The organism is Streptomyces sp. NPDC090499 (assembly GCF_044769305.1).
GTDB lineage: Bacteria > Actinomycetota > Actinomycetes > Streptomycetales > Streptomycetaceae > Streptomyces.
This window is the reverse complement of the sequence record NZ_JBIVXP010000003.1, coordinates 180,965-202,770: the sequence shown is the minus strand read 5'-3', so window position 1 is coordinate 202,770 and position 21,806 is coordinate 180,965. Positions and strand designations below refer to the sequence as shown.

The following is a 21,806-nucleotide window of genomic DNA, read 5'->3' as shown; positions in this document are numbered from 1 at the left end:
CTCTCAGCCGAGGCCGTCCGCGCCGATCCGGACGGCGGATTCGTCGAGCCGGTTCTCGGTGACCGGCTGGACGTTGCCGCCCAGATCGAGGACGGGAGCGGCCTCCTTGTACCAGGACTCGATGACCGCGTTGCCCCAGAAGTCGCGTCGTCGGTCGTCGTGGACGTTCCAGCGGTACGTCTCGTGACCGGGGTCGCCGGTGTAGTAGTCGGAGGTGTAGATCTCCACGCGGTGGCCGTCGGGGTCGCGGAGGTAGACGTAGAAGGCGTTGGAAACGCCGTGCCGTCCCGGGCCGCGCTCGATGTGGTGTTCCTTGCGCACTGCCCCGAACAGGTCGGCGGTGCGCAGGACTTGGTGGGATTCGTGGGTGGCGAGACCGAGGTGGTGCAGGCGGGGGCCGGCGCCGCCGGTGAAGGCGACGTCGTGGACGGTCTGCTTGCGGTACATCCAGGCCGCGTACAGCTCGTGCTCGTCGCCCTCGATGGTCTCCGAGCAGCCGAAGCCGAGGGACTTGTAGTGGGCGTAGGCGGCCGGGATGTCGGGGGTGCAGATGTTGAAGTGGTCCAGGCGGGCGACCTCGGCGCCGCGGTGGAGGTCATAGCGCTGGATGAGACGCTCCGCGCGGTCGATGTCGTGGAAGAACTCGACGGGGAAGCCGAGCGGGTCGACGACACGGACCGCGTCACCGACACCGTGCGTGCCCTCGCCCCGCTTCAACCGCCGTACAGGGCAGCCGAGTTCGTTGAAATACCGTTCGGCCTTGTCAACGTCTTCGGGGGTGCGGACGCGGTAGGAGATGTGGTCCAGGGCGGCGATCCTGCCCTTGCGCAGCACCAGGGAATGGTGGGTGAGTTCGTCGGTGCCGCGTAGACAGAGGGAGTTGGTGTCCTCGTACTGGACGTGGAAGCCGAGCATGTCCACCCAGAACCAGCGGGCCGCGCCGAGGTCGGTGACGGCGAGCTGGGCGTAGGCGGACCGGACGACGTCAGGTGCCGGGGTGTTCATGAGGTGGCTCCGAAGCGGGGGGTGTGCACATGGCCGAGGGCCACGTGCACGATCTTGGACTCGGTGTAGAAGTCGATGCTGTGGGCGCCGCCCTCGCGGCCGACACCGGAGGCCTTGACGCCGCCGAAGGGGGTCCGGAGGTCACGGACGTTGTGCGAGTTGATCCAGACCATGCCGGAGTCGACGGCGTGCGCGATGCGGTGGCCGCGCTTGAGGTCCGAGGTCCAGATGTAGGCGGCCAGGCCGAACTGCGTGGCGTTGGCCAGCTCGATGGCCTCGTCCTCCTCGTCGAAGGGGGCAACGGCGACGACCGGGCCGAAGATCTCCTCCTGGAAGATCCGGGCGTACTGCGGTACGTCGGCGAACACGGTCGGCTGGAGGTAGTTGCCCTCGGGAAGGTGTTCCGGCCGGGCGCCGCCGGCCAGCAGTACGGACTCCTTGCGGCCGATCTCCACGTACTCCATGACCCGGGCGTAGTGCTCGGGGTGGACGAGGGCGCCGACCTCGGTGGCGGGGTCGGACGGCAGGCCGACCCGCACGTTCGCGGCGCGCTCGGCGAGGCGGCGGGTGAACTCCTCGTACGCTGGCCGCTGTACGAGGACCCGTGAACCGGCCGTGCAGCGCTCGCCGTTGAGGGAGAAGACACCGAAGACGACGGAATCGAGGGCGGCGTCCAGGTCGGCGTCGGCGAAGAGCACGACCGGGGACTTGCCGCCCAGCTCCATGGAGGTGGTCTTCAGGTGCTGGGCCGAGGAGCGGATGATGTGCCGGCCGGTGTCGGTGGAGCCGGTGAAGGAGATCAGCGGTACGTCCGGATGGTCGACGAGCGCCTGCCCGGCCTCCTCCCCGATGCCGTGCACGATGTTCACCACACCGGCCGGCACGCCCGCCTCCTCGAAGATCTCCGGCCAGAGGGAGGCCGACAGCGGGGTCCACTCGGCGGGCTTGAGAACGAGCGTGCAACCGGCGGCCAGGGCCGGCGCGAGCTTCCAACTCTCCAGCATGAAGGGCGTGTTCCACGGTGTGATCAGCCCCGCCACACCGACTGGGCTGCGTACGACGTAGCTGAACTGCTCCTCACCCTGGCGGAAGGCCTCCTCGCCGAGGGCGACGACGACGTCGGCGAAGTAGCGGAAGTTCTCCGCCGCCCGCCGTGCCTGGCCGCGCGCCTGGGTGATGGGCAGGCCGGAGTCGTAGGACTCGAATTCGGCGAGTCGGTCATGGCGCGCCTCGACGGCGTCCGCGATGCGGTTCAGGGTGGTGGCCCGCGCCCGGTTGGACAGCCTGGACCAGGCCGGGAAGGCGGCTCGGGCGGCGGCCACCGCGCGGTCGACGTCCTCGGTCCCGCCGGCGGCGGCCTTGGTGTAGGGCGAGTTGCTGACCGGATCGATGACCTCGAAGGTGCGGGCGTCGGCCGCGTCGAGGAGTTCGCCGCCGATCCAGTGGCGGATGGTTTCGGGAACACCGGTGGGTCGCATGATGATGGCCTTTCAGATCTGCGCGGTGAGGTCGCCGCCCTCGGCGAGCAGGGCACGGATACGGGCCACGCCCGTGTCGGTCGGTCCGGTGAGCGGTGGCCGCACGTGGGCGGAGGCGATCCGGCCCTGCTGGTGCAGCACCCACTTCGCCGGGGCCGGGTTGGTCTCCACGAACAGCAGGTCCACCAGCGGGTGCAGGCGGTAGTGGAGATCGCGGGCGCCCTCGAAGTCGCCTGCCTCCCACAGCTCGTACATCCGCGCCACCGGGCCCGGCGCCAGGTTGGCGACCGCGCTGACGAAGCCGGCGCCGCCCAGGGCGAGCAGCGGCAGGCACAGCAGCTCGATGCCGGACCAGACGAGCAGCGAGCGGCCGCAGGCGTACAGGACGCGGGAGAAGTGCTCGAAGTCCTTCGTGGTCTCCTTGACCCCGACGAAGTTCTCGAAGTCGGTGAACAGCCGCTTCACCGTTTCGGGAGCGATGTCGACGGCGGTGCGCGAGGGCACGTTGTACGCGACGATCGGCAGGTCCGGGAACTCACGGGCCACTGTGGCGTACCACTTGTACAGCGCCTCCTGGGTGGGGCGCGCGTAGTACGGCGTGATCACGAGGGCCGCGTCCGCGCCCAGGTCCCGGGCGGCGGCGGTCAGGTCCAGGGTCTCGTCCAGCTTGTGCGAGCCGGTGCCGGGCAGGAACGGGACCCGGTCGCCGATCTCCTCGACCGCCGTACGCATGCCGGCGATCCGTTCTTCGACGCTCTGCGCACTGGGCTCGCCGGTGGAGCCGCCCAGGGAGATGCCGTGCGAGCCGGACTCCAGCTGGAAGCGGATCAGGGAGCGCAGGCTGTCGTGGTCGACGGCGCCGAGGTCGGAGAACGGGGTGATGACGGGCGCGATGGACCCGCGGATGGCGGAGGGGTCGCTGCGGAACTTCATGCGGATTCTCCTTGCGCGGGGGCCGAGGTGTCTGGAGCGTGCGAGGCGTCAGCGGGGTCGGGGAAGTCCGTGGCGGGCGAAGGGTCGTGGACGTGTCGCCACTGCTCGAACCGCTCGCGCCAGTCGGGACCCAGCGGGTAGAGGCCGTCCACGCCGTGCCCGGCGCGCACCTGCTCGGTGATGAAGCGTTCGCGCTGCTCCTGCTCGCGGCAGTCGGCGATCAACTCCTCTGCCAGGTCGGGCGGTACGACCACGACGCCGTCCCGGTCGCCGACGATCAGGTCGCCGGGCTGGACCAGTGCGCCGCCGCAGGCGATGGGCACCCCGGTGTCCCAGGGCACGTGGCGGCGTCCCAGGACGGAGGGGTGCTCCCCGCCGTGATAGACGGGCAGGCCGAGTTCGGTGACCGCGGCGCTGTCGCGGAGCCCGCCGTCGGTGACGACTCCCGCCGCGCCGCGCATCTGGGCGCGCAGCGCGAGGATGTCGCCGATGGTTCCGGCGGAGGTGTCGCGGCGGGCGTCCATGACGAGCACGTGGCCGGGCCGCAGCTCCTCGATCGCTCGCTTCTGGGCGTTCATGCCGCTGCCGTACTTCTTGAAGAGGTCCTCGCGCAGCGGCAGGTAGCGCAGGGTGTGGGCGACCCCCACCATCGTCCGGTCCGGCAGCGTGGGGCGGACGCCGTCGACGGACATGTGCGACAGCCCACGGGAGCGGAGCTGTGCGCTCAGGGTGGCGACGGCGACCGACCGCAGACCGTCCTCGACTTCCTTGTCCAGCAGGTCTGTTGGGACGTAGGCGGTTCCGTACGCGGCCTCGCGCTCGGCCGGGTCGGCCTTGGGCATCGCTCCGTACGGCTCCAGGGCGGGCCCGATGGCGACCGGGTTGCGCAGCCGTCCGGTGGACAGGTCGTCGCCGGACACCTCGACCGCCACCACGTCACCGGGGACGACGACGGAGGCGCCGGCCGGAGTGCCGGTGAGGATGACGTCCCCCGGTTCCAGGGTGACCAGGCGCGAGAGGTCGGCGATCAGCTGCTCGAAGGGGAACAGGAGCGTGCCGGTGGTGTCGTCCTGGACCAGCTGGCCGTTGACCCAGGTGCGCAACCGGAGTGCCGCCGGGTCGAGTCGGCGAGCGTCGAGGAGACGCGGTCCGATCGGTGTGAGGCCGTCGGCACCCTTGGAGCGGAGGTTGGAGCCGCGGTCGGCGTAGCGCAGGTCGTGGATGCCCGCGTCGTTCGCGGCGGTCACCCAACGCACGTGCTGCCAGGCATTCTCGGGACTGACCCGCTGGGTGCGCGAGCCGATGACGAGGGCGATCTCCCCTTCGAACCCGAGGAGTGCGCACCCTTCGGGACGGACGAGAGGGTCGTTGGTGCCCGCGAGCGACGAGGGCGGCTTGAGGAAGTAGGACGGGTGGCCGGGGATCCGGCCACGTTCCCTGGCACGGCTCGGGTAGTTGAGATGAACCGCGACGATCTTCGACGGAGGGTTTCCGAGTGGGTGTGTCATGTCGTCCGCCCGACGTCAGACGCGGTCCAGGAAGGCCTGGACCTTCGTTTTGTACGGCTCTCGGTCGTAGCTCTTCACGTACGCGCCGGCCATGCGGACCGGGTCGCCGAAGAAGTAGTACTCGTACAGCGCCTGCCTGCTGGAGAAGGCGGAGATGCAGGTGTCCCACACCAGGCGGAAGAGCTTGACGCGCTCGGGCCCTGACAGGGTGGCCGACTGGAGGTAGGCCTCGATGTCGGCGGCGGCGGGGCCGGTGACGTCCAGTTCGGTCGGCGTGGCCATCAGACCGGAGGCGCCGAGTTTGCGCAGGATCTGCGGGAAGCGCTGGTAGAGCTTTGGGTACAGGTTGCGGGCGGCGTTGAGCGGGGCGAAGGCCGGAGTGAGGACCCCGTACTCGTTGGTCTCGGCGTCCGCCTCGGCGGCGCGCAGGAAGGCACGGAGCATCTCCAGCGTGGTGATGATCTCGGCGATGTCCTCCTGGACGTGCTGGAACTGCTCGATGCCGATGGCCTCGGTCAGCAGCGACACCAGGCCGAGGACGTACTCGGTCTTGGCGGTCGTGCGGGTCACGACCTGGTGGGTCATGTGGTTGACCGAGCCGGTCCGCGAGTAGAAGCCGTTGCACAGTTCCGCGTCGCCCAGGGCGAAGCAGCGCTCGTAGGGCACGTGCACGTCGTCGAAGACGACCACGCAGTCCGACTCCTCGAAGCGCGAACCGAGGGGGTGGTCGTGGCGCGGGCGGTCGTAGTCCAGCGGCTCGCGGGCGATGTAGCGCAGGCCCGGCGCGTCGTTGGGGAGGGCGAACGCGTAGGAGTACGGCTTGTCCTCGGGGGTGCCGCGCAGCACCGTCGAGGGGAAGACCAGCATCTCGTCGGCGAACGGGGCGATGGTCGCCAGCATGCGGGCGCCGCGGATGACGACGCCGTTGTCGTCCTCCTTCACGATCCGGGCCGCGAGTTTGCCGCCGGCCTGCTGGGTGCCGGACACCGCACGGTTGACCTGCGGCGGGATCAGGGTGTGGGTGCACAGCAGGTCTTCTTCGCGGACCTTCTCGTAGTAGCGGCGGATGTTCTCGCCGAACTCCGGGTTCGCCTGGGCGAACCAGTCGGCGGCGGAGGCCAGGGCCATCAGGGAGCTGTTCATGTAATCGCCGGTGCGGCCGAGCATGCCGTTGCTGTGGTCGGCCCACACCTTGAACGCCTGGCGGCGCTTGACCAGGTCCTCCGGCGTCTTCGGAGTGAGGAAGGACGTGCCGACCCGCTCACCCGAGGTGGGTGAGGAGTAGGTGAGGACGTCCCTGTGGCCGTCCGCGTGCTGGAGGTCGTACAGCTCTGCGTAGGTCTGTACGACGTTACGGAATGCGGGGTGGTCCTGGATGCCTCCCTTGAGGGTCTCGCCCTGGATGTGCACGGTGGCACCGGAGGTGGAGAGGCGTTCGAGGTATTCCTTGCCGGTACGTGCGGGCATGGTGTGGTGCTCCTGACGTGTGTGGAAGCCTGATCAGATGAGGTATTCGAAGTCGTCGGACGACTCGACCGCCGTGCCGAAACGGCTCCAGGCGTAGGTCAGCGCGTCGCCGTCGCGGTGACCGAGGCCGGTGACGCGGCCGACGACGAGGCTGTGGTCGCCGCCGTCGTACGCACGCCACGGCTCGCACTCCACCCAGGCGAGGGGGTTCGCGAGGCGGGGCACACTCGCTTCGGCCGCCCAGCGGGGCGCGGTGACGCCCTGCGCCCCCGCGAACAGGCGAGCCAGCGGCTCCTGCTCGGCCCCGAGGACGTTCACGCAGAAGGGACGGTCGAGCAGCGCGTCGTGGCAGCGGGCCCGGCGGGCGACGCTGACGAGGATCAGCGGGGGCTCGGCGGAGACGGAGACGAACGAGTTCATCGTCGCGCCCCGGGGGCCGTCGTCGCCCGTGTACGTCACGACGGTGACTCCCGTCGTGAACCGGGACATGCAGGCCCGCAGAGCGTCGGGGCCGGGAGGGGCGAGGGTCGGGGGCAAGGGTGCTCACCTGCTCTCTCACGCCGCGGGCAGCGGCTGGACGAGGTGGAAGGACGGGCCTTTCCGAGGCGGCTCCGGCGCAGCCGAGGGGCGCGCGGGGTTCTCGGACGAGGGGGCGGGGCACCGGGTGCGGTGCTCGCGGGGATCGGCGAGGGGCGGAGCCGGCGGCTGATCCCGAGCGAATAATCAAAGCTTTGATTGTTTCGACAGTACCCGCCGATGCCGGGGAAGGAAACCCCTGGCCGTCAAGTTCTACGGCGTTCTGCGCGGCCTACACTCCGAACGTGAACGAGGACCAGCCCGCCATTCCCGAGGACCAGTTGCACTTCTGGTCATTCATCGATCATGCGGTGACGTCCGTCGCCCGTGAGCTGCCGGACGTGGATCCGCTGCCGATGCGCCTGGTGCTCACGCTCCACCGCGCGGCCAACATGCTCGTGTACGACCTGGAGTCGACCGTGCACCGGCCACGGGGGCTGTCGTGGCCGGGCTTCAGGGTGCTGTTCGCCCTCTGGCTGGCCGGCCCCATGGAATCCCGCAAGGCGGCGGAGCTGACCGGAATGAGCCGGGCTGCGGTGTCGGCCCTGGTGAACACGTTGGAGCGGGACGGGCTCGTGGCCAAGGAACGGGCTCCGTACGACGGCCGCGCGGTCCTGCTGGGGCTCAGTGACCAGGGGCGGTCGGTGATCAAGGACGCCTTCACGGCGCACAACGCCCGTGAGCAGGAATGGGCCAGTGCCCTGAGCAGGCAGGACCAGGAGACGCTGATCGGTCTGCTGGAGAAGCTGACCGCTCATTCCGCGCACTTCGACGCCCGGCACCGGGCGTGAGCCCGCCCCTGGAACCAATGGCCGCTCTAGCGCGCGTTCTTGATCGGCACCACCGCGAGTGCGCCGAGCACGATGGCCACCAGGGAGCCGACGAAGAGGGCGGAGTAGTTCGGCCCCGCGTTCCCGATCGCCAGCAGCCCGGTAGCCAGGACGGGGACGAGGACCTGCGGCAGCTGGTAGGACAGTGCGACGACGGCAAGCCCGGTTCCGGCGTCGGCGGAGGCCGGGAGCAGCTCGGTCATCATGGCGACGTCCACGGAGACGAAGGCCCCCTGGCCCATCCCGGCGAGCGCGACCCCTACGGTGAACATGGCCAGATCCTGGGAGAACAGACTGATCAGCAGTCCGACCGCGGTGAACAACGCCGCGAACAGGACGATCGGCTTGCGTCTGCCGGTGCGGTCGGAGATCCAGCTGAACACCAGGCTGGTGACGACGCTGCCCACGAAGTACACACCCAGCACGGTTCCCTGCGCCGCTGCGGCATCCTCGGTGGCGATGCCGAGGTGGTCGGTGAGGAAGTACTGCAGGTAGCTGATCACTCCCACCAGTGACATCGTGACGAGCAGTCGGCAACCCCATGCCCAGGCGAAGTCCTTGTGTCTCACCGGACTGATCCAGTAACTGCGCAGCAAGCTCCGCCAGTCCACCGGCACCCGCTCGGAACGCACGATGTCCCGCAGGACCAGCACCGTGCCGACATTGACGACGAGCGCGAACGCCGCCGGAATGCCGAACCAGTACAGCGGATTCCCGGGCAGCGCCCCGACCAGCCAACTGCCTATGGGCAGGGCGACGGCGGTGCTTATCCCGAAGGCCGCCGCGACGCGGGCCCGGATCTTGGCCGGTATCTGCTCGGCGAGCAGGGCGTTGAGGGCCATGTTCGTCGCGCCGAATCCGGCCTGGGTGATGCTCCAGCCGATGATGATCCACGCGAAGTTCGGCGCGGACGCGAGTATGAGCATCCCGCACACGCCGACGAGAGTGCCGCCGAGGATGAAGGGCCGCCGGATGCCGGCGCGTGCGGTCGAGACATCGCTGAGGCGGCCGAGGGGGGCCGTCACCACGATCACCACGACGCCGCCGACGGCGATGGTCGCGGAGAGCAGCTGGGTCTTGTGTCCGGGGTCCAGTGCGGACAGTCGCAGGGGGATGCTGACCGCGGCTGCCGAGAGACCGGCGAGTGCCGCCCCGAAGTAGGCGAGCAGGAACAGGGGCAGGAACGTCGCAGGCTGTTGCCGACCCCGGAAAGCGGCTGTGGTGGTGTCTGGCGGCGATTCGATGATCTTGGACATCATTGTCCTTCGCTCTCGGGCCGCTGCGAACAGTTGCTCGCGGGCAGCTCTGATCAGTCGTGCAGCGTGCGCAGCGCCTCCGCGACAGCCGCCTGTGCCACTCGCGCGGTGCCGGAGATCCGCTCGTACATCCCGCCCTCGTGGGGCAGCCCCAGCATCCGCAGCGCGGTCACCGGCACCCCGGCGTCGGCGAGTGCGGCCGCGTATGCCTCGCCGTCGTCGCGGAGCGGGTCGCATTCCGCGGTGAAGACGTACGCGGGCGGCAGCCCCTCGAAGCTCTTTGCGCGCAGCGGCGACACGAGGGGGTCGAGCCGTTCCTCGGCCCGGGGTACATACCAGGCGAGGGACATCTCCAGATAAGCCAGTTGTTCCTCGGTGAGCCCCTCGACGCCGCGTTCCCTGGGGCCGAGCGCCAGGTCGACGGCGGGGACCTCCAGGATCTGCAGGGACAGCGGATGCTGCGCCCGGTCGCGGTTGAGCTGGGTCAGTGCGGCGACCAGGTTTCCGCCCGCGGACTGTCCCGCGAGCGCGATGCGCGTCGGATCGACACCGAGGGAGCCGGCCTCGCGCACCAGCCAGTCCAGCGCGGCCCAGCCCTGCTCCAGCGCGGTCGGGAAGGGATGCTCCGGCGCGAGCGCGTAGGAGACCGCCGCGACGACGACACCCGCCCTGACTGCCCGCAGGGCGCACATGGCGGCGACACTCGGATGGTGCAGGCCGCCTTGGATGAAGGCGCCGCCGTAGAAGTGCAGACAGGCCGGAAGGCTGAGGTCGGCGGCCGGCTCACGCGGGTAGTACAGGCGCACGAGCACGTCGGGCCGGCCTTCCACGGGTATGACGTGCTCGCGGACGGGCAGCCGCGGCCCGGTCGGACCGAGGTGCGGGTACACCGCCTGCTCGTACTCGAAGGCACGCGCGCGTTGCTCCCGCGGGTCTGTCGACAGCGCCGGGACGGGGACGCCGAGGGCGGCGATCGCACGGATCAGACTGGGGTCGATGGGCATGGTGCGCCTCCGGTCAGTACGGGATGCTCGCGGACCGGCGTGACCGGTTGCGCAGGAATTCTCCGACTCGGTCCTGCCATTCGCGCGCGATCGCGGACGTCCGGGTGAGCGCCCCGCTCCCGTGGAGTTGCCCGGGCGCACGCCAGGTCTGGACCGGCACACCGGCCTCGGCGAGCCGGGCGGCATAGGCCTCCCCGCTGTCCCGCAGTGGGTCGAGTTCGGCGGTGATCACCAGAGCGGGCGGCAGGCCGGCCAGGTCGGGTACTTCGGCGGGCGCGGCCCAGCCCTCGGCGGGACCGGACACACCGAGGTACGCGGCGTGAAGGTCGGCGACATCCGCGCCGAAGTCGCCCAGCGCGCTGTACGCGCGGTAGGAGTCGTCCTGCTCGAAGCTCAGACTCGCCCCCGGGACCTCCAGCACCTGATGGTCGAGCCGGAGGCCGCGGTCGCGGGCGTGCACCGCGACCAGCCCGGCGAGGTTGCCACCCGCCGAAACGCCGCCCACACCGATGCGGTCGGGGTCGATCCCGAGTGCGGTGGCCGACTCGACGAGCCAGCTCAGGGCGTCGAGGCAGTCGTGGAGCCCGGCGGGGAAAGGGTGCTCGGGGGCGAGCCGGTAGTCGACATCGAAGATGTCGACGCCGCCGGCGACAGCCCGGCTCCGCGCGATCCGCTCGTTGACGATCTCGTGCACGCTTCCGAGGACGAAGCCCCCGCCGTGGAAGGCCAGGTGTGCCGTGCGCGGCCCGGCCGCGAGAGGCGGCCGGTAATGCACGACGGTGATCTTCCCGGCGCGGGTGGGCACGCGGTGCTCGGTCACCTCGCACTCGGTGGGGCCGGGGAGGGTGAACCGCGTGGCGAGAGCGTCGGAGAGCTCTCGTGCCGCGCGCCGCCGCCGGGCCCAGTCGGGCGACTGCAGGTCGGGCAGCTCCGCAACGACCCCGCCGAGGGAGGCGAACGAGTCCACCACGGCCGGCTCACACCCCGCGGCACGGGCGAATGCCAGGTGATCCGTCATCGAAACCTCCATCGAAGTGCTTCGACGAAGCACTTTAAGCCTGGTTCGAGACGCGGTCAATCACGGGGAGACGGGCGCCTGAGCCAGTGGGCTGGGTGTACTGACCCGCGAGGTCGGGGACGTGGCTGGCGGGTGCTTGGCCCGTGAGCGCGGTGTGTCCGCGATGGTGGTTGTAGGTGTGCAGCCAGAGACGGCAGGCATCGCGTCGTTCGGCTTCGGAGCGGTAGGACTTGGCGTAGGCCCATTCGTCGAGGAGGGTGCGGTTGAACGGTTCGGCTTTGCCGTTGGCCTGAGGGCGGTAGGGGCGGGTCCGCTTGTGTGAAATTCCTTGATCGGCAAGCGAGTTGCGCCAGAGGTGGGACCTGTAACAGGAGCCGTTGTCGGTCAGGACCCGGCGGACGGTGATTCCGGCAGTGGCGAAAAAAGTGTGGGCCCGCTGCCAGTCCCCGCACGCGCCGTGGGCCCCAGCTCGGCAATCAGGTCCACCGGTGTCTCGGGCCCGCGCGCGTTGCTGAGGATGACGCGGTGGCCGAGCGGCGCGGCCTTCCGGGCGACCTGGCCGGCGACACTGCCCGCACCGATGAAGCCGAGCGTCGTCATGAGCGGATCTCGGTCTGCGGGCGGACGCTGAGCACCAGCTTGCCGGTGGCGCCGCCCGACTCGGCCAGCGCGTGGGCCTTGGCTGCCTCGGCGAGCGGGAAGGTGGCGGCGACATGCGGGCGCAGTCGCCCGGCTTCGGCGAGGGCGGCGAGGCCGGTCATGCCGGAGCGGTCGTGCTCGACGACCAGGTTCTTCGCTCGTACTCCCAACTCGGCGGCGCGCGCGATCACTTCGTCGAACTCGACGGGCAGGCTGGAGACCAGGATGCCGCCAGGGCTGAGGGTCTCCAGGGCGCGCAGCCGGTCCTTGCCACCGACCACGTCGAGAACCACGTCGATGTCCTGCGCCTCCTGGACGACGTCGGCGGTGCGGTAGTCGATGACCTCATCCGCGCCCAGGCCGCGCACGAGGTCGCATTTGTCGCCGGACGCCGTGCCGATGACGTACGCGCCGCGTGCCTTGGCGACCTGCACCGCGATGTGCCCGATCCCGCCGGCCGCGCCGAGGACCAGCACCCGCTGCCCTTCTCGCAGATCGGCGGTGTCGACCAGCGCCTGCCAGCCGACCAGGCCCGCCATCGGCAGCGCAGCAGCCTCGGCGTGGCTCACCCCTGCGGGCTTGGGCGCGAACGCGCGGACCGGACCGGTGACGTACTCGGCGTACGCGCCGGCACCGTTGGGGTAGGGCAGCATGCCGAACACCTCGTCGCCCGCCTCGAAGAGCGAGACGCCCAGGCCGACCGCCTCGACGACGCCGGACACGTCCCAGCCGAGCGTGAAGGGCGGCTCGCCCAGGAACAGGCCGAGCCTGCGGTGCTGGCCGTCGGTCGGGTTGATTCCGGCGGCGTGTACGGCGACCAGGACCTGTCCGACGCCGGGTTCCGGACGCTCGCGCTCGACCGGGTGGAGCACCTCCGGGTCCCCGAGGGTGTCCTGGCTGATGGCCTGCATGGTGTGCGTGTTCATGTCTTCAGGCTGCGGCAGGGGCCCTGACCTCGCCAATGGCAAGATGGTCATAAACCCATAGAATCGTGCCATGGCCACGCTCAAACCCTCCATCACCCCCAGTACGCCGCCGCACCGGGTCGTCGTCCTCGCACTGGACGGTGTGTACCTCTTTGACCTGGGCATCCCCGAACGGGTCTTCGGCGGGGTCCATTACGCCGGGGTCGTGGGGGCGTACGAGGTGGTCAGCTGCGCCGTGACGAGCGACCGCACGGTGACGACCAGTACTGGTCTCACCCTCACCCTCGACCACGGGCCCGAAGCAATGGAGAGCGCCGACACGGTCATTCTCCCGCCCTACGACCTGAGCTGCTTCGCCGCCGACCTGCCCGAGCCGGTCCGCTCGGCGCTCGCCCGCATCCGCCCCCACGCCCGCATCGTCTCCCTGTGCACGGGCGCGTTCACCCTGGCCGCCGCCGGACTGCTCGACGGGCGGCCCGCGACCACCCACTGGGCGCTCGCGGGCGACTTCCGCCGACTGTTCCCCCATGTGGCACTGGACCCCGACGTGCTGTTCGTCGACGACGGCGACGTCCTCACCTCGGCCGGCGTCGCCTCCGGAGTCGACGCATGCCTGCACCTGGTACGCCGCGACCACGGCAGCGCCGTCGCCAACCAGGTCGCCCGGCAATGCGTGGTCCCGCCCTGGCGGGAGGGCGGCCAGGCCCAGTTCATCATCCAGCCCATGCCCAAGGAAAAGGACGAGGGCACCGGCGCCACCCGCGCCTGGGCCCTGAAACGCCTTGACCAGTCGCTCGCCCTGCGCGACCTTGCCGCGCACGCCCGGATGAGCCCACGCACCTTCTCCCGCCGCTTTCAGGAGGAGACGGGCACCAGCCCCGGCCGCTGGCTGACCCAGCAGCGACTGAACCAGGCCCGCCATCTCCTGGAGACCACCGACCTCACGGTCGACCGGATCGCCGCAGAGGTCGGCTTCGCCACAGCGAACTCATTGCGGCAGCACCTGCACACGGCCATCGGAGTCACGCCCCAGGCGTACCGCACCACGTTCCGAGGCCGCCGCGAGATGCCGGGAGAGGAGCGAGCACCTCGCCCATAAGTGACGGGACCGGGGCACTCACGAGGCGAGGAGAATCGCCCGCAGCCGGTCCCACGCGTACAAGGCGCGCCCTGTCACCAGCCTCCGTGGGTAGAACAGCTAGGGTGATGGCGTGGGGAGCTCGGGCGTGACGATCTACCAGGTGGCCAAGACAGCCGGCGTCAGCATCTCGACGGTCTCGCTCGCCCTCAATCACCCGGATCGGGTCAGCGTGTCGACCCGCGAGCAGATCATCAGAGTCGCGGGCGAGCTCGGCTACCGACCCGGCGCGACGGCGTCCGCGCGAGCCCGGCGCCGTACCGGCCGGATCGCCGTTCTGGCGCCGTTCAGCAGCTATGAGACCTACCGGACCCGGCTGGTCGGCATCCTGCAGGCATTCCGTCCCGACGACGCCGAGGTCGTCGTACTCGACGCCCCGTCGGCTGCCGAAGCCGACTCACCACTGCTGGAGACCCTGCCCGTGCGCGGCGATGTCGACGGCCTGCTGATCATGGGTATCCCGCTCGGTGAGCGGGGAGCCGACCGTCTCCGGCAGTGGGGGCCGCCGACCGTGCTGGTCGACTCCGCGCACCCGGCCTTCAGCACGGTCACCTTCGACGACGAGCAGGCGGGGTACCTGCTGGCCACCCACCTGCTCAGCCGCGGCCACCGGCGACTGGGCCACCTGCACGAGCCCCAGCGCTCGGAGACCTACGTCTCCGCCGGCATGCTCCGGCACCAGGGGATTCACCGTGCGCTCCGCGAGGCAGGCGATGCCGAGCACAGTTGCGAAGAGCTCGTCCTGGCCGACAACGGTCTGCCCACGGCCCGGGCGTTCGCCGCCGGGTTCGCCCGACGTGCCGATCGGCCGACCGCCGTCATCGCCCACCACGACGTCCTCGCCGCGGGTTTCCTCGCCGGGCTGCGCGCAGCCGGGACCGCGGTACCCGACCAGGTCGCCGTCGCGGGCTTCGACGACGGACCGCTCGCGGAGGGTCTCGGCCTCACGACCATCCGGCAGCCGTTCGCCGAATCCGGCCGCCGCGCAGCCGAACTGCTGCGCTCACTCATCCAGGCACCGCAGCAGACTCCCGGACGCACGCTGCTCCTGCCGGAACTGATCGTCCGCGAAACCACCTGAGGGGCAGAGCCCGGCACGGCCGGCAGTCGCTCTCAGCCGTCGGTCGACTCACGCTCCGTCGGCCGCGCCCCTGCGATCGCGACAGAACTCCACGAACGCCTCCGCCCGTCGGTTCAGCCGCAGCACCTTCGGCCACGCGACCAGCACCCGCTGCGGGTCGATGGGTTCGGCGATCTCCTTGATGATCACCTGATTTCCCTCGTACGTACGGTCGTTGGCGGGTCGCTGGACCAGCAGCGCGTAGCCCATCCCGCGGCCCACCAGCGCGCGGGTGAGTTCGAAGGTGCTCGGCCGGTAGCGCACATAGGGGACCACTCCGAACCGCTCGAAGAGCGCCAGGGTGTTCTGCGAGCTGGGCGGAGCGTCGAGGAGAACCATCGGGTCGTCGGTGAGGTCGACCAGCGACACACTGGCCGCCCCCACGAGGCGGTGGTCGGCCGGCAGCAGGATGTGCGGCCTCATGGTGCCGATGACGGCCCGTGCGATCTCGGGCTGGATCTCCATGTCGTAGAGGATCGCCAGATCGAGTTCTCCGTTGAGCAGGCGTCGTTGGAGCACGTCCTGGGTGCCCTCGACGAAGTCGAGGGTGAGGCCGGGGTGAAGCTTCGAGAACTCCTGGAGCAGCGCGGGAAGCATGGTCGGCGCCAGCGTCACGTAACAGCCGAGTGAGAGAACGCCGGTCAGTGCGGCGCCGCCCGACGCCGCGCTGCCCAGGTCCTGGGCCCGCCGCAGCAGGTCGCGGGCGTGCCGGAGCACTTGGGCGCCGGACGGGGTGAGCGTGACGCCGTGCGCCTTGCGTCGCACCGCGAGCTGAACTCCCAGCGCCCGCTCCAGCTCCGTCAGTGACTGGGACAGGCCGGGCTGCGAAACGCGCAGTCGGGCGGCCGCGTCGCTCAAGGTGCCGGCCTCCGCGATGGCGACGAAGTACTCCAGCTGGCGAAGGGAGAACTTGAGCTCACTCATGGCGTCACCTTATTGGCTCACCTTATGTATCTCAGAGTTTTCTTGTCTCTTTCCAATGTATGGCGCCGCTGCCACAGTGAACGAGAGCCGCCGACGCCGTGATCAGGCACCTGGATCCGGCCATCGAGACACATCCCGCAGGAGCATCCCGTGACAGCACCGCACCCGGGCGTCAGTCCCCTCAAAGTGGCCTCAGCGAGTTTCGTGGGCACCGCCGTCGAGTGGTACGACTACTTCATCTACGGCATGGCCGCAGCGCTGGTCTTCGGCCCGCAGTTCTTCCCCGACCTCTCCCCCGCGACCGGCACGCTGGCGGCCTTCGCCACCTACTCGGTGGGCTTCCTCGCCCGTCCGCTCGGCGGTGTGGTCATGGGCCACTTCGGCGACCGGGTCGGCCGAAAATCGATGCTGGTCACCTCGCTCGTCCTGATGGGCACCGCGACGGTCGGGATCGGCCTGCTGCCGACGTACGACACCGTCGGCGTATGGGCGCCCGTGCTGCTCGTCACCCTGCGCTTCGTGCAGGGGATCGGTGTCGGCGGCGAGTGGGGCGGTGCCGTCCTGATGGCCGTCGAGCACGCCCCGAAGAACAAGCGCGGCTTCTACGGCAGCTTCCCGCAGATGGGTGTGCCGGGCGGCCTGATCCTGGCCAACGTGGTCTTCCTCGTCGTCTCCAACAACCTCACCGACAAGGCTTTCGAGGACTGGGGCTGGCGGGTGCCGTTCCTGGCCAGCGGGCTGCTTGTCGTGGTCGGCCTGGTGATCCGGATCAGCATCACCGAGAGCCCGGAGTTCGCGAAGGTCAAGGACGCCGGCGAGGTCGACCGCAAGCCCATCGTCACCGTCCTGAGGCAGCACCCCGTCCAGGTGCTGCTCGCCGCCGGCAGCTTCATGGGCAACAACACCGTCGGCTACATCTTCATGTCCTACCTGCTCAGCTACGGCACCACCGAACTCGGCCTCTCCCGCACGCTGATGCTCACCGTCACGCTCGTCGGGGCCATGGCCTGGCTGGCGATCATCCCGTGGGCCTCCGCCCTCTCCGACCGGCACGGCCGCCGCCGGGTGCTGCTCCTCGGCTCGGGCGGCCTCGCCGTGTGGACGGCCGTGCTCTTCCCCCTCGTCGACACCGCGAGCCCCGCGCTGGTCCTGATCGGCATCCTCGGCACGGCGGTCTTCCTCGGTATCACCTACGGACCCGTCGCCGTGCTCTTCTCCGATCTGTTCTCGGCCAAGGTCCGCTACAGCGGCGCCTCCCTCGGCTACCAGATCGGGTCGATCCTCGGCGGCGGGGTCGCGCCGACGCTGGCCACGGCGCTGTACGCCGCCTCCGATTCCTCCGCCCCCGTGACCGCCTACCTGGTCGTCGTCTCACTGGTCAGCCTTGTCTGCCTTGCCGTGGTGACCCGCGACGTCCGCACGGGTGTCCCGGCGGCGGACACCCCCGCCGGCAGTGACGCCGGCACCCACATCCCCCACAGTGCAGAGAAAACGAGGACTGTTCCTGATGCGCGCTAAGAAGAAGCTCGTCATGGCGGCCGCGGCCGCCATGACGGTCGTGGCACTCACCGGTAGTGGCGTCGCCATCGCCGAGACGGCGGACAGCACTGCCCGCAGGATCACCGGCACGCTGTCCGACGGATCCACCTACCTGTTCGAAGTGCCCGCCAACTGGAACGGCACGGTCCTGCTCTACTCCCACGGCTACAACGCCGGACCGTCCAACCCGGCCCAGGACGCCGGCTCGCCCGAAGTGGGCAAGGAACTGCTCGCCGACGGGTACGCCCTCGCCGGTGGGTCCTTCCCCGGTGTCGGGTGGCAGACCCCCGACGCGCTGGGCTCTCAGATCGCCGCGCTCGACCAGTTCACCGTGCAGGTCGCCGCACCGCGACGCGTGATCGCCGCGGGCGGGTCCATGGGCGGGGAGATCACCACGCTGCTGTCCGAACGGTACCCGGACAAGATCGATGGTGCGGTCGCGATGTGCCCCGATGTCGCAGGGCCGGTGCCGTGGTTCAACACCTATCTCGACGGCGCGTTCACCCTGCGGACCCTGCTCGACCCGGACGGAACCGTCCCGCTCGTCGACGTCACCGACGTGGCCTCGGCACAGAGCTACTGGACGCAACTCGTGAAGAACGCGCAGAAGACCGCGGAAGGCCGGGCACGGCTCGCGCTCGCGGCCTCCTTCACCACCCTGCCGACGTGGTCGCAGCCCGGCACGACCGAGCCCGCCGGTACCGATTACGCGGCCCAGGAGAGCAACCAGTACTACAGCCTCAGCACCACGTTCACGGCATTCCAGTCGGCCGTGCGCGCGGACATGGAATCCAAGGTGGGCGGTTCGTTCTCCTGGAACACCGGGGTTGACTACCGCGAGCTGTACAGCGGTCTCGGCAAGGGTGCGAAGGCCGAGGTCGACGCGCTCTACAAGGATGCCGGGCTCAGCGTGAAGAGCGATCTGGGCGCACTCCAGGCCGCTCCGCGGGTCGAACCCAGTGACCCGCAGGCGATCGCCAAGATGGACGACTACGCTCCGACCGGTGACCCGCAGATGCCGATCCTGACCGTGCACACCACCGGGGACGACGCCGTCTTCCCCAGCCTGGAGACGCCCTACGCCGCCAAGGTGCGCGCCAATCAGGACAACGCGCTGCTCCGGCAGACCTACGTGTCCGCCCCGGGACACTGCAACTTCACCACCGACGAGCAGGTCGCCGCGATCAAGACGGTCGACCAGCGCCTGAGCACCGGCACCTGGCCGAGCACGAGTCCCGCGGCCATGAACAGGCGCGCGGCCGACAACGGCACCGACTCCTCGCACTTCGTGCCGTTCCAGCCCGAACCCTTGCCGCGGCCGGAGCTCTACCCGTCGTCCCGGACGCGCTAGGAGGCACCGCGGGCGCGGTGGGCAGCCGCAGGGCCACGACCTTATGGTGAGTCGGTCCCCGGGGCAGGCACGCGTTCAGTGAGTCGATGGGAGCCACTCATGGACCTCACCTCGCTCCGCGGCGACCTCGTCCGGAACTCCGAACAGCCGCTCCACATCCAGCTGTACCGCCGGCTCCGTGAGGCGATCCTTGACGGCCGACTGCCGCCGGGGACCCGCCTGCCGGCCTCCCGCGCACTCCAGGAACAGCTCGGAGTCGCCCGGAACACGGTGCTCAACGCCTACACGCAGCTTTTCGCCGAGGGCTACATCGAAGGACGGCAGGGCTCAGGAACCTATGTGACCCGGGTCCTGCCGGACGACCTGATGTCGCCGGCGCGGCGGCGTTCCGCCCTCACCAGCGGATCTGCGCCCACCGAACCCCGGCTCCTGTCACGCAGGGGCCAATCGCTCGCGCAGTCCCCCACGATGCCGAGTGTGGAGTGGCGCAGGCCGCGTCCGTTCTACCCGGGCGTCCCCGCCTACGACCACTTCCCGATGCGGATCTGGCGGCGGCTGTGGAACCAGTGTCTGACGGACCCGGCACCCGACCTGCTCGGTTACCGCACACCACACGGCTACCGGCAACTCCGTGTCGCCATCGCCGAACACCTGAACGCCATCCGGGGCGTCGACTGCGATCCCGACCGCGTCATCATCGTCAGTGGTTCCCAACAGGCCATCGATCTCGCCGTACGCGCCCTGCTGGACCCGGACGACGAGGTCTGGATCGAGAACCCGTGCTACCCCGGCGCCCGCAGCGCCCTGCTCGGAGCGGGCGCCAAGCCGGTGCCTGTGGAGATCGACGACTGCGGGATGGACGTCGACCTCGGCATTCGGCTGAGCCCGCGGGCGCGGATGGCCTACGTGACGCCCTCGCACCAGTACCCGCTCGGCTCGACGATGAGCGTCGCCCGCCGCATGCACCTGCTGCACTGGGCCGCGGAGAACGAATCGTGGATCGTCGAGGACGACTACGACAGCGAGTTCCGCTACTCCGGCCGGCTCCTCCCCGCGCTCCAGGGCCTGGATACCACGGGCCGGGTTCTCTACGTCGGCACGTACAGCAAGGTGCTGTTCCCCGCGATCCGGCTCGGCTACATCGTCGTTCCCGCCGACCTGGTCGAGGGCCTGCTCGCGGCCCGCGCGGTCCTCGACCGCCACCCCCCGACACTCGATCAGGCCGTCCTCGCGGACTTCATCGCGGACGGCCATCTCGCGCGCCACATCCGGCGGATGCGGACGCTCTACTCCGCACGGCAGGCGGCGCTGATCGACGCCGTCGCAGGCCACTGCGACGACCTGATCACCCTCGCGCCCGACGACACCGGCATGCACCTGATCGGCTGGCTCGCCGAAGGCCTGCGCGACACCGAAGTGGCCGCTCGCTGTGCGGAGTTCGGGATCTCCGCACCTCCCCTGTCGCCGTACTACCACGAGCACCGCGCCCCGCGGCAGGGCCTGCTCCTGGGCTACACCGGCTTCGACACCGACACCCTCAAGGCCGGGGTGTCGGCGCTCGCGAAGGCGCTGTGCGCCGCCCGGGGATGACCGATACGGCCGCTGCGACCTCGCTTTGGTCTCATCCGCGGGCACGGAATTGGATCCTGACACCTGCCGCCCCCCGTTCATAGCCTGGGGTCCATTCAGCACCGGACGATTGGACTGCCTCCCGTGATCCGTCCCAGCTCCCCGGCTCTGCTCTCCGGCGAGGTCTACGTGCCGGGCCTGTCCACGGAGTACGTCGTGGACACCTACGGCATCGCCGCCGAGGATGTCGCGAAACTCGCGTCGGCGGAGAACCCGCACGGCGCCTCGCCCAAAGCGATGGCCGCCGTCGAGGAAGCGCGCAACCGGCTGGACCGCTATCCCGACTGGACCGCGCTCGCGCTGCGCCAGGCCATCGCGGAGAAGTACGGCTTCGACCCCGAAGAGGTGGTGTGCGGTTCCGGAGAGACCGAGGTCATCTCGATGGTGATCCGCGCCTTCGCGGCGCCGGACGAGCCCGTACTGATGCACGCGCCCTGCTTCCCGCTCTACCGGATCTACGCCAACGCCGAGGGCCGCCGGCCGCTCTACGTCCCGATGGGCGAGGACTTCGACCCGCAGATCGAGCTGTACCTGGACACCCTGAAGAAGACCGCCCCCAAGATCGCCTTCGTCACCAATCCGCACAATCCCAGCGGCCGGATGCTGCCCGAGGAGGATGTACGCAGGGTCCTGGAAGCGGCACCCGGACACACTCTGGTGGTGCTCGACGAGGCGTACGTCCACTACGCCGGGGCCACCTTCGGCATGGACCTGCTGCGGGAGTTCGACAACCTCATCGTGCTGCGCACCATGTCCAAGGCCTTCGGACTGGCAGGCCTGCGGGTGGGATTCGGCATCTCCGCCAATGTGGACCTGATCCGGCCGCTGCGACTGGTCAAGCCCACCTGGAACATGGGCCAGATACAGATCGCCGGCGGCATCGCGGGCATCGATGACGACGACCACGTCGCCCGGGCCGTGCGGACCGTAGTGGAAATGCGCGAGTACGTGACCGCGGGCGTCGACGCCCTCGACGGATTCCGCGCCGTTCCCGGCTCGCGCGCCAACTTCTTCCTGACCGAGATCCTCGACCCAGAACTGGACTCCACACGCGTCTTCAAGGAGTTGCTCGCACGCGGAGTGATCGTCAAAGACGGTTCCGACATCGAGGGCCTCGGCTCGCGCTATCTACGGGTCGACGTGAACCTTCGCCGGCACATGGACCGGTTCCTCCGGGCACTCCAGGACATCCGCGTCGGCTGACGATCCTGGGGCTTCGGCGTAGCCGCGTCGTACCCGCATGCTCCGTGGGAGTCCCTCACCTGGTCGGTGGGAAATGATCTTGGTGGGCGCGGGATCCCGATCTCCATGACACTCCGTATCGGCTGATCAGGCCATTTCGCCGGTTCCCCGGACGCGCCCCCGAAGGGGGCGTCCCGGAAGGGGCGCTGGGGGTACCCCCGGCCGAAGGCCGGGGGAGGAACCGCGCGACCAGCCGCCACCGGCCCGCACCCGCCGCACAACC

At 69.9% G+C, this 21,806-nt stretch carries 19 protein-coding genes and 1 pseudogene; 7 read left to right on the top strand and 13 right to left on the bottom strand.

Features of this window, described 5'->3' with window-relative positions:
- Nucleotides 1–3 precede the first annotated feature (3 nt).
- Genes hpaD through ACIQVL_RS12880 form a run of 6 tightly spaced genes read right to left on the bottom strand, consistent with a single transcriptional unit; the run spans nt 4 to nt 6,880 of the window.
- Nucleotides 4–1,005 (bottom strand): 3,4-dihydroxyphenylacetate 2,3-dioxygenase, encoded by a 1,002-nt coding sequence (hpaD, locus tag ACIQVL_RS12905; RefSeq protein ID WP_403475320.1) that lies wholly within the window; start codon nt 1,003–1,005, stop codon nt 4–6.
- Entirely contained in the window at nt 1,002–2,483 is a 1,482-nt protein-coding gene (hpaE, locus tag ACIQVL_RS12900; RefSeq protein WP_403475319.1) for a 5-carboxymethyl-2-hydroxymuconate semialdehyde dehydrogenase, read from the bottom strand. The genes hpaD and hpaE overlap by 4 nt, the downstream gene beginning before the upstream one ends.
- Before the next feature lie 12 nt (nt 2,484–2,495).
- Nucleotides 2,496–3,416: a 4-hydroxy-tetrahydrodipicolinate synthase gene (gene dapA, locus ACIQVL_RS12895; protein WP_403475318.1), complete on the bottom strand. Its 921-nt coding sequence runs from the start codon at nt 3,414–3,416 to the stop codon at nt 2,496–2,498.
- On the bottom strand, nt 3,413–4,924 hold the full coding sequence (locus tag ACIQVL_RS12890) for a fumarylacetoacetate hydrolase family protein (RefSeq protein WP_403475317.1): 1,512 nt from the start codon (nt 4,922–4,924) through the stop codon (nt 3,413–3,415). Before ACIQVL_RS12890 ends, dapA begins: the two co-directional genes overlap by 4 nt.
- 15 nt (nt 4,925–4,939) lie before the next feature.
- Nucleotides 4,940–6,391 (bottom strand): 4-hydroxyphenylacetate 3-monooxygenase, oxygenase component, encoded by a 1,452-nt coding sequence (gene hpaB / locus ACIQVL_RS12885; RefSeq protein ID WP_403475316.1) that lies wholly within the window; start codon nt 6,389–6,391, stop codon nt 4,940–4,942.
- 33 nt (nt 6,392–6,424) lie between these two features.
- Nucleotides 6,425–6,880: a flavin reductase family protein gene (locus tag ACIQVL_RS12880; protein ID WP_403475533.1), complete on the bottom strand. Its 456-nt coding sequence runs from the start codon at nt 6,878–6,880 to the stop codon at nt 6,425–6,427.
- A gap of 332 nt (nt 6,881–7,212) precedes the next feature.
- On the opposite strand from ACIQVL_RS12880, the gene ACIQVL_RS12875 reads away from it, so the two are divergent.
- The gene (locus ACIQVL_RS12875) at nt 7,213–7,758 is read left to right on the top strand and encodes a MarR family winged helix-turn-helix transcriptional regulator (RefSeq protein WP_403475315.1); all 546 of its coding nucleotides are present in this window, start codon (nt 7,213–7,215) and stop codon (nt 7,756–7,758) included.
- A gap of 26 nt (nt 7,759–7,784) precedes the next feature.
- On the opposite strand, the gene ACIQVL_RS12870 is transcribed toward ACIQVL_RS12875, so the two are convergent.
- The 6 genes and pseudogenes from ACIQVL_RS12870 to ACIQVL_RS12845 form a co-directional block, all read right to left on the bottom strand.
- Entirely contained in the window at nt 7,785–9,053 is a 1,269-nt protein-coding gene (locus tag ACIQVL_RS12870) for an MFS transporter (RefSeq protein ID WP_403475314.1), read from the bottom strand.
- A gap of 53 nt (nt 9,054–9,106) precedes the next feature.
- Nucleotides 9,107–10,057, bottom strand: coding sequence for an alpha/beta hydrolase fold domain-containing protein (locus ACIQVL_RS12865; protein WP_403475313.1), 951 nt, complete (start codon nt 10,055–10,057; stop codon nt 9,107–9,109).
- Nucleotides 10,058–10,070: 13 nt separating this feature from the next.
- Nucleotides 10,071–11,075, bottom strand: a complete 1,005-nt coding sequence (locus ACIQVL_RS12860) for an alpha/beta hydrolase (protein WP_403475312.1) — start codon at nt 11,073–11,075, stop codon at nt 10,071–10,073.
- 97 nt (nt 11,076–11,172) lie between these two features.
- A pseudogene (locus ACIQVL_RS12855) lies at nt 11,173–11,529 on the bottom strand (integrase core domain-containing protein); the annotation flags it as partial.
- Nucleotides 11,460–11,675 (bottom strand): NAD(P)-binding domain-containing protein, encoded by a 216-nt coding sequence (locus ACIQVL_RS12850; RefSeq protein ID WP_403475311.1) that lies wholly within the window; start codon nt 11,673–11,675, stop codon nt 11,460–11,462. The gene ACIQVL_RS12850 and the pseudogene ACIQVL_RS12855, both read right to left, overlap by 70 nt.
- Entirely contained in the window at nt 11,672–12,640 is a 969-nt protein-coding gene (locus ACIQVL_RS12845) for an NADP-dependent oxidoreductase (protein WP_403475310.1), read from the bottom strand. The genes ACIQVL_RS12850 and ACIQVL_RS12845 overlap by 4 nt, the downstream gene beginning before the upstream one ends.
- 70 nt (nt 12,641–12,710) lie before the next feature.
- Here ACIQVL_RS12845 and ACIQVL_RS12840 point away from each other — a divergent pair, with 70 nt between their 5' ends.
- Both ACIQVL_RS12840 and ACIQVL_RS12835 read left to right on the top strand, forming a co-directional pair.
- Nucleotides 12,711–13,739, top strand: coding sequence for a GlxA family transcriptional regulator (locus tag ACIQVL_RS12840; RefSeq protein WP_403475309.1), 1,029 nt, complete (start codon nt 12,711–12,713; stop codon nt 13,737–13,739).
- A gap of 127 nt (nt 13,740–13,866) precedes the next feature.
- Entirely contained in the window at nt 13,867–14,859 is a 993-nt protein-coding gene (locus ACIQVL_RS12835) for a LacI family DNA-binding transcriptional regulator (RefSeq protein WP_403475308.1), read from the top strand.
- Nucleotides 14,860–14,907: 48 nt separating this feature from the next.
- Here the strand turns inward: ACIQVL_RS12835 and ACIQVL_RS12830 are convergent, their stop codons facing one another.
- The gene (locus tag ACIQVL_RS12830; protein ID WP_403475307.1) at nt 14,908–15,822 is read right to left on the bottom strand and encodes a LysR substrate-binding domain-containing protein; all 915 of its coding nucleotides are present in this window, start codon (nt 15,820–15,822) and stop codon (nt 14,908–14,910) included.
- 150 nt (nt 15,823–15,972) lie between these two features.
- Between ACIQVL_RS12830 and ACIQVL_RS12825 the strand changes: the two genes are divergently transcribed.
- The 4 genes from ACIQVL_RS12825 to hisC all read left to right on the top strand — a co-directional run bounded on the left by ACIQVL_RS12825 (nt 15,973) and on the right by hisC (nt 21,544).
- A complete protein-coding gene (locus ACIQVL_RS12825; protein WP_403475306.1) occupies nt 15,973–17,340 on the top strand; it encodes an MFS transporter in 1,368 nt (455 codons plus the stop codon).
- Nucleotides 17,330–18,712, top strand: coding sequence for an alpha/beta hydrolase family protein (locus tag ACIQVL_RS12820; RefSeq protein ID WP_403475305.1), 1,383 nt, complete (start codon nt 17,330–17,332; stop codon nt 18,710–18,712). The genes ACIQVL_RS12825 and ACIQVL_RS12820 overlap by 11 nt, the downstream gene beginning before the upstream one ends.
- Before the next feature lie 99 nt (nt 18,713–18,811).
- Nucleotides 18,812–20,302 carry a PLP-dependent aminotransferase family protein gene (locus ACIQVL_RS12815; RefSeq protein WP_403475304.1) on the top strand — a complete coding sequence of 497 codons (1,491 nt, stop codon included), beginning with the start codon at nt 18,812–18,814 and terminating at the stop codon, nt 20,300–20,302.
- 123 nt (nt 20,303–20,425) lie between these two features.
- Nucleotides 20,426–21,544, top strand: coding sequence for a histidinol-phosphate transaminase (gene hisC / locus ACIQVL_RS12810; RefSeq protein WP_403475303.1), 1,119 nt, complete (start codon nt 20,426–20,428; stop codon nt 21,542–21,544).
- Nucleotides 21,545–21,806: the final 262 nt, after the last annotated feature.

Excerpts from the sequence above, each read along its gene's own strand:
- ACIQVL_RS12845 (WP_403475310.1), bottom strand. The coding sequence starts at position 12,640 with ATGAACACGCACACCATGCAGGCCATCAGCCAGGACACCCTCGGGGAC.
- ACIQVL_RS12890 (WP_403475317.1), bottom strand. The coding sequence starts at position 4,924 with ATGACACACCCACTCGGAAACCCTCCGTCGAAGATCGTCGCGGTTCAT.
- ACIQVL_RS12870 (WP_403475314.1), bottom strand. The coding sequence starts at position 9,053 with ATGTCCAAGATCATCGAATCGCCGCCAGACACCACCACAGCCGCTTTC.
- ACIQVL_RS12840 (WP_403475309.1), top strand. The coding sequence starts at position 12,711 with ATGGCCACGCTCAAACCCTCCATCACCCCCAGTACGCCGCCGCACCGG.
- ACIQVL_RS12815 (WP_403475304.1), top strand. The coding sequence starts at position 18,812 with ATGGACCTCACCTCGCTCCGCGGCGACCTCGTCCGGAACTCCGAACAG.
- ACIQVL_RS12820 (WP_403475305.1), top strand. The coding sequence starts at position 17,330 with ATGCGCGCTAAGAAGAAGCTCGTCATGGCGGCCGCGGCCGCCATGACG.
- hpaD (WP_403475320.1), bottom strand. The coding sequence starts at position 1,005 with ATGAACACCCCGGCACCTGACGTCGTCCGGTCCGCCTACGCCCAGCTC.
- hpaB (WP_403475316.1), bottom strand. The coding sequence starts at position 6,391 with ATGCCCGCACGTACCGGCAAGGAATACCTCGAACGCCTCTCCACCTCC.
- dapA (WP_403475318.1), bottom strand. The coding sequence starts at position 3,416 with ATGAAGTTCCGCAGCGACCCCTCCGCCATCCGCGGGTCCATCGCGCCC.
- ACIQVL_RS12860 (WP_403475312.1), bottom strand. The coding sequence starts at position 11,075 with ATGACGGATCACCTGGCATTCGCCCGTGCCGCGGGGTGTGAGCCGGCC.
- ACIQVL_RS12865 (WP_403475313.1), bottom strand. The coding sequence starts at position 10,057 with ATGCCCATCGACCCCAGTCTGATCCGTGCGATCGCCGCCCTCGGCGTC.
- ACIQVL_RS12850 (WP_403475311.1), bottom strand. The coding sequence starts at position 11,675 with ATGACGACGCTCGGCTTCATCGGTGCGGGCAGTGTCGCCGGCCAGGTC.
- hpaE (WP_403475319.1), bottom strand. The coding sequence starts at position 2,483 with ATGCGACCCACCGGTGTTCCCGAAACCATCCGCCACTGGATCGGCGGC.
- ACIQVL_RS12830 (WP_403475307.1), bottom strand. The coding sequence starts at position 15,822 with ATGAGTGAGCTCAAGTTCTCCCTTCGCCAGCTGGAGTACTTCGTCGCC.
- ACIQVL_RS12880 (WP_403475533.1), bottom strand. The coding sequence starts at position 6,880 with ATGTCCCGGTTCACGACGGGAGTCACCGTCGTGACGTACACGGGCGAC.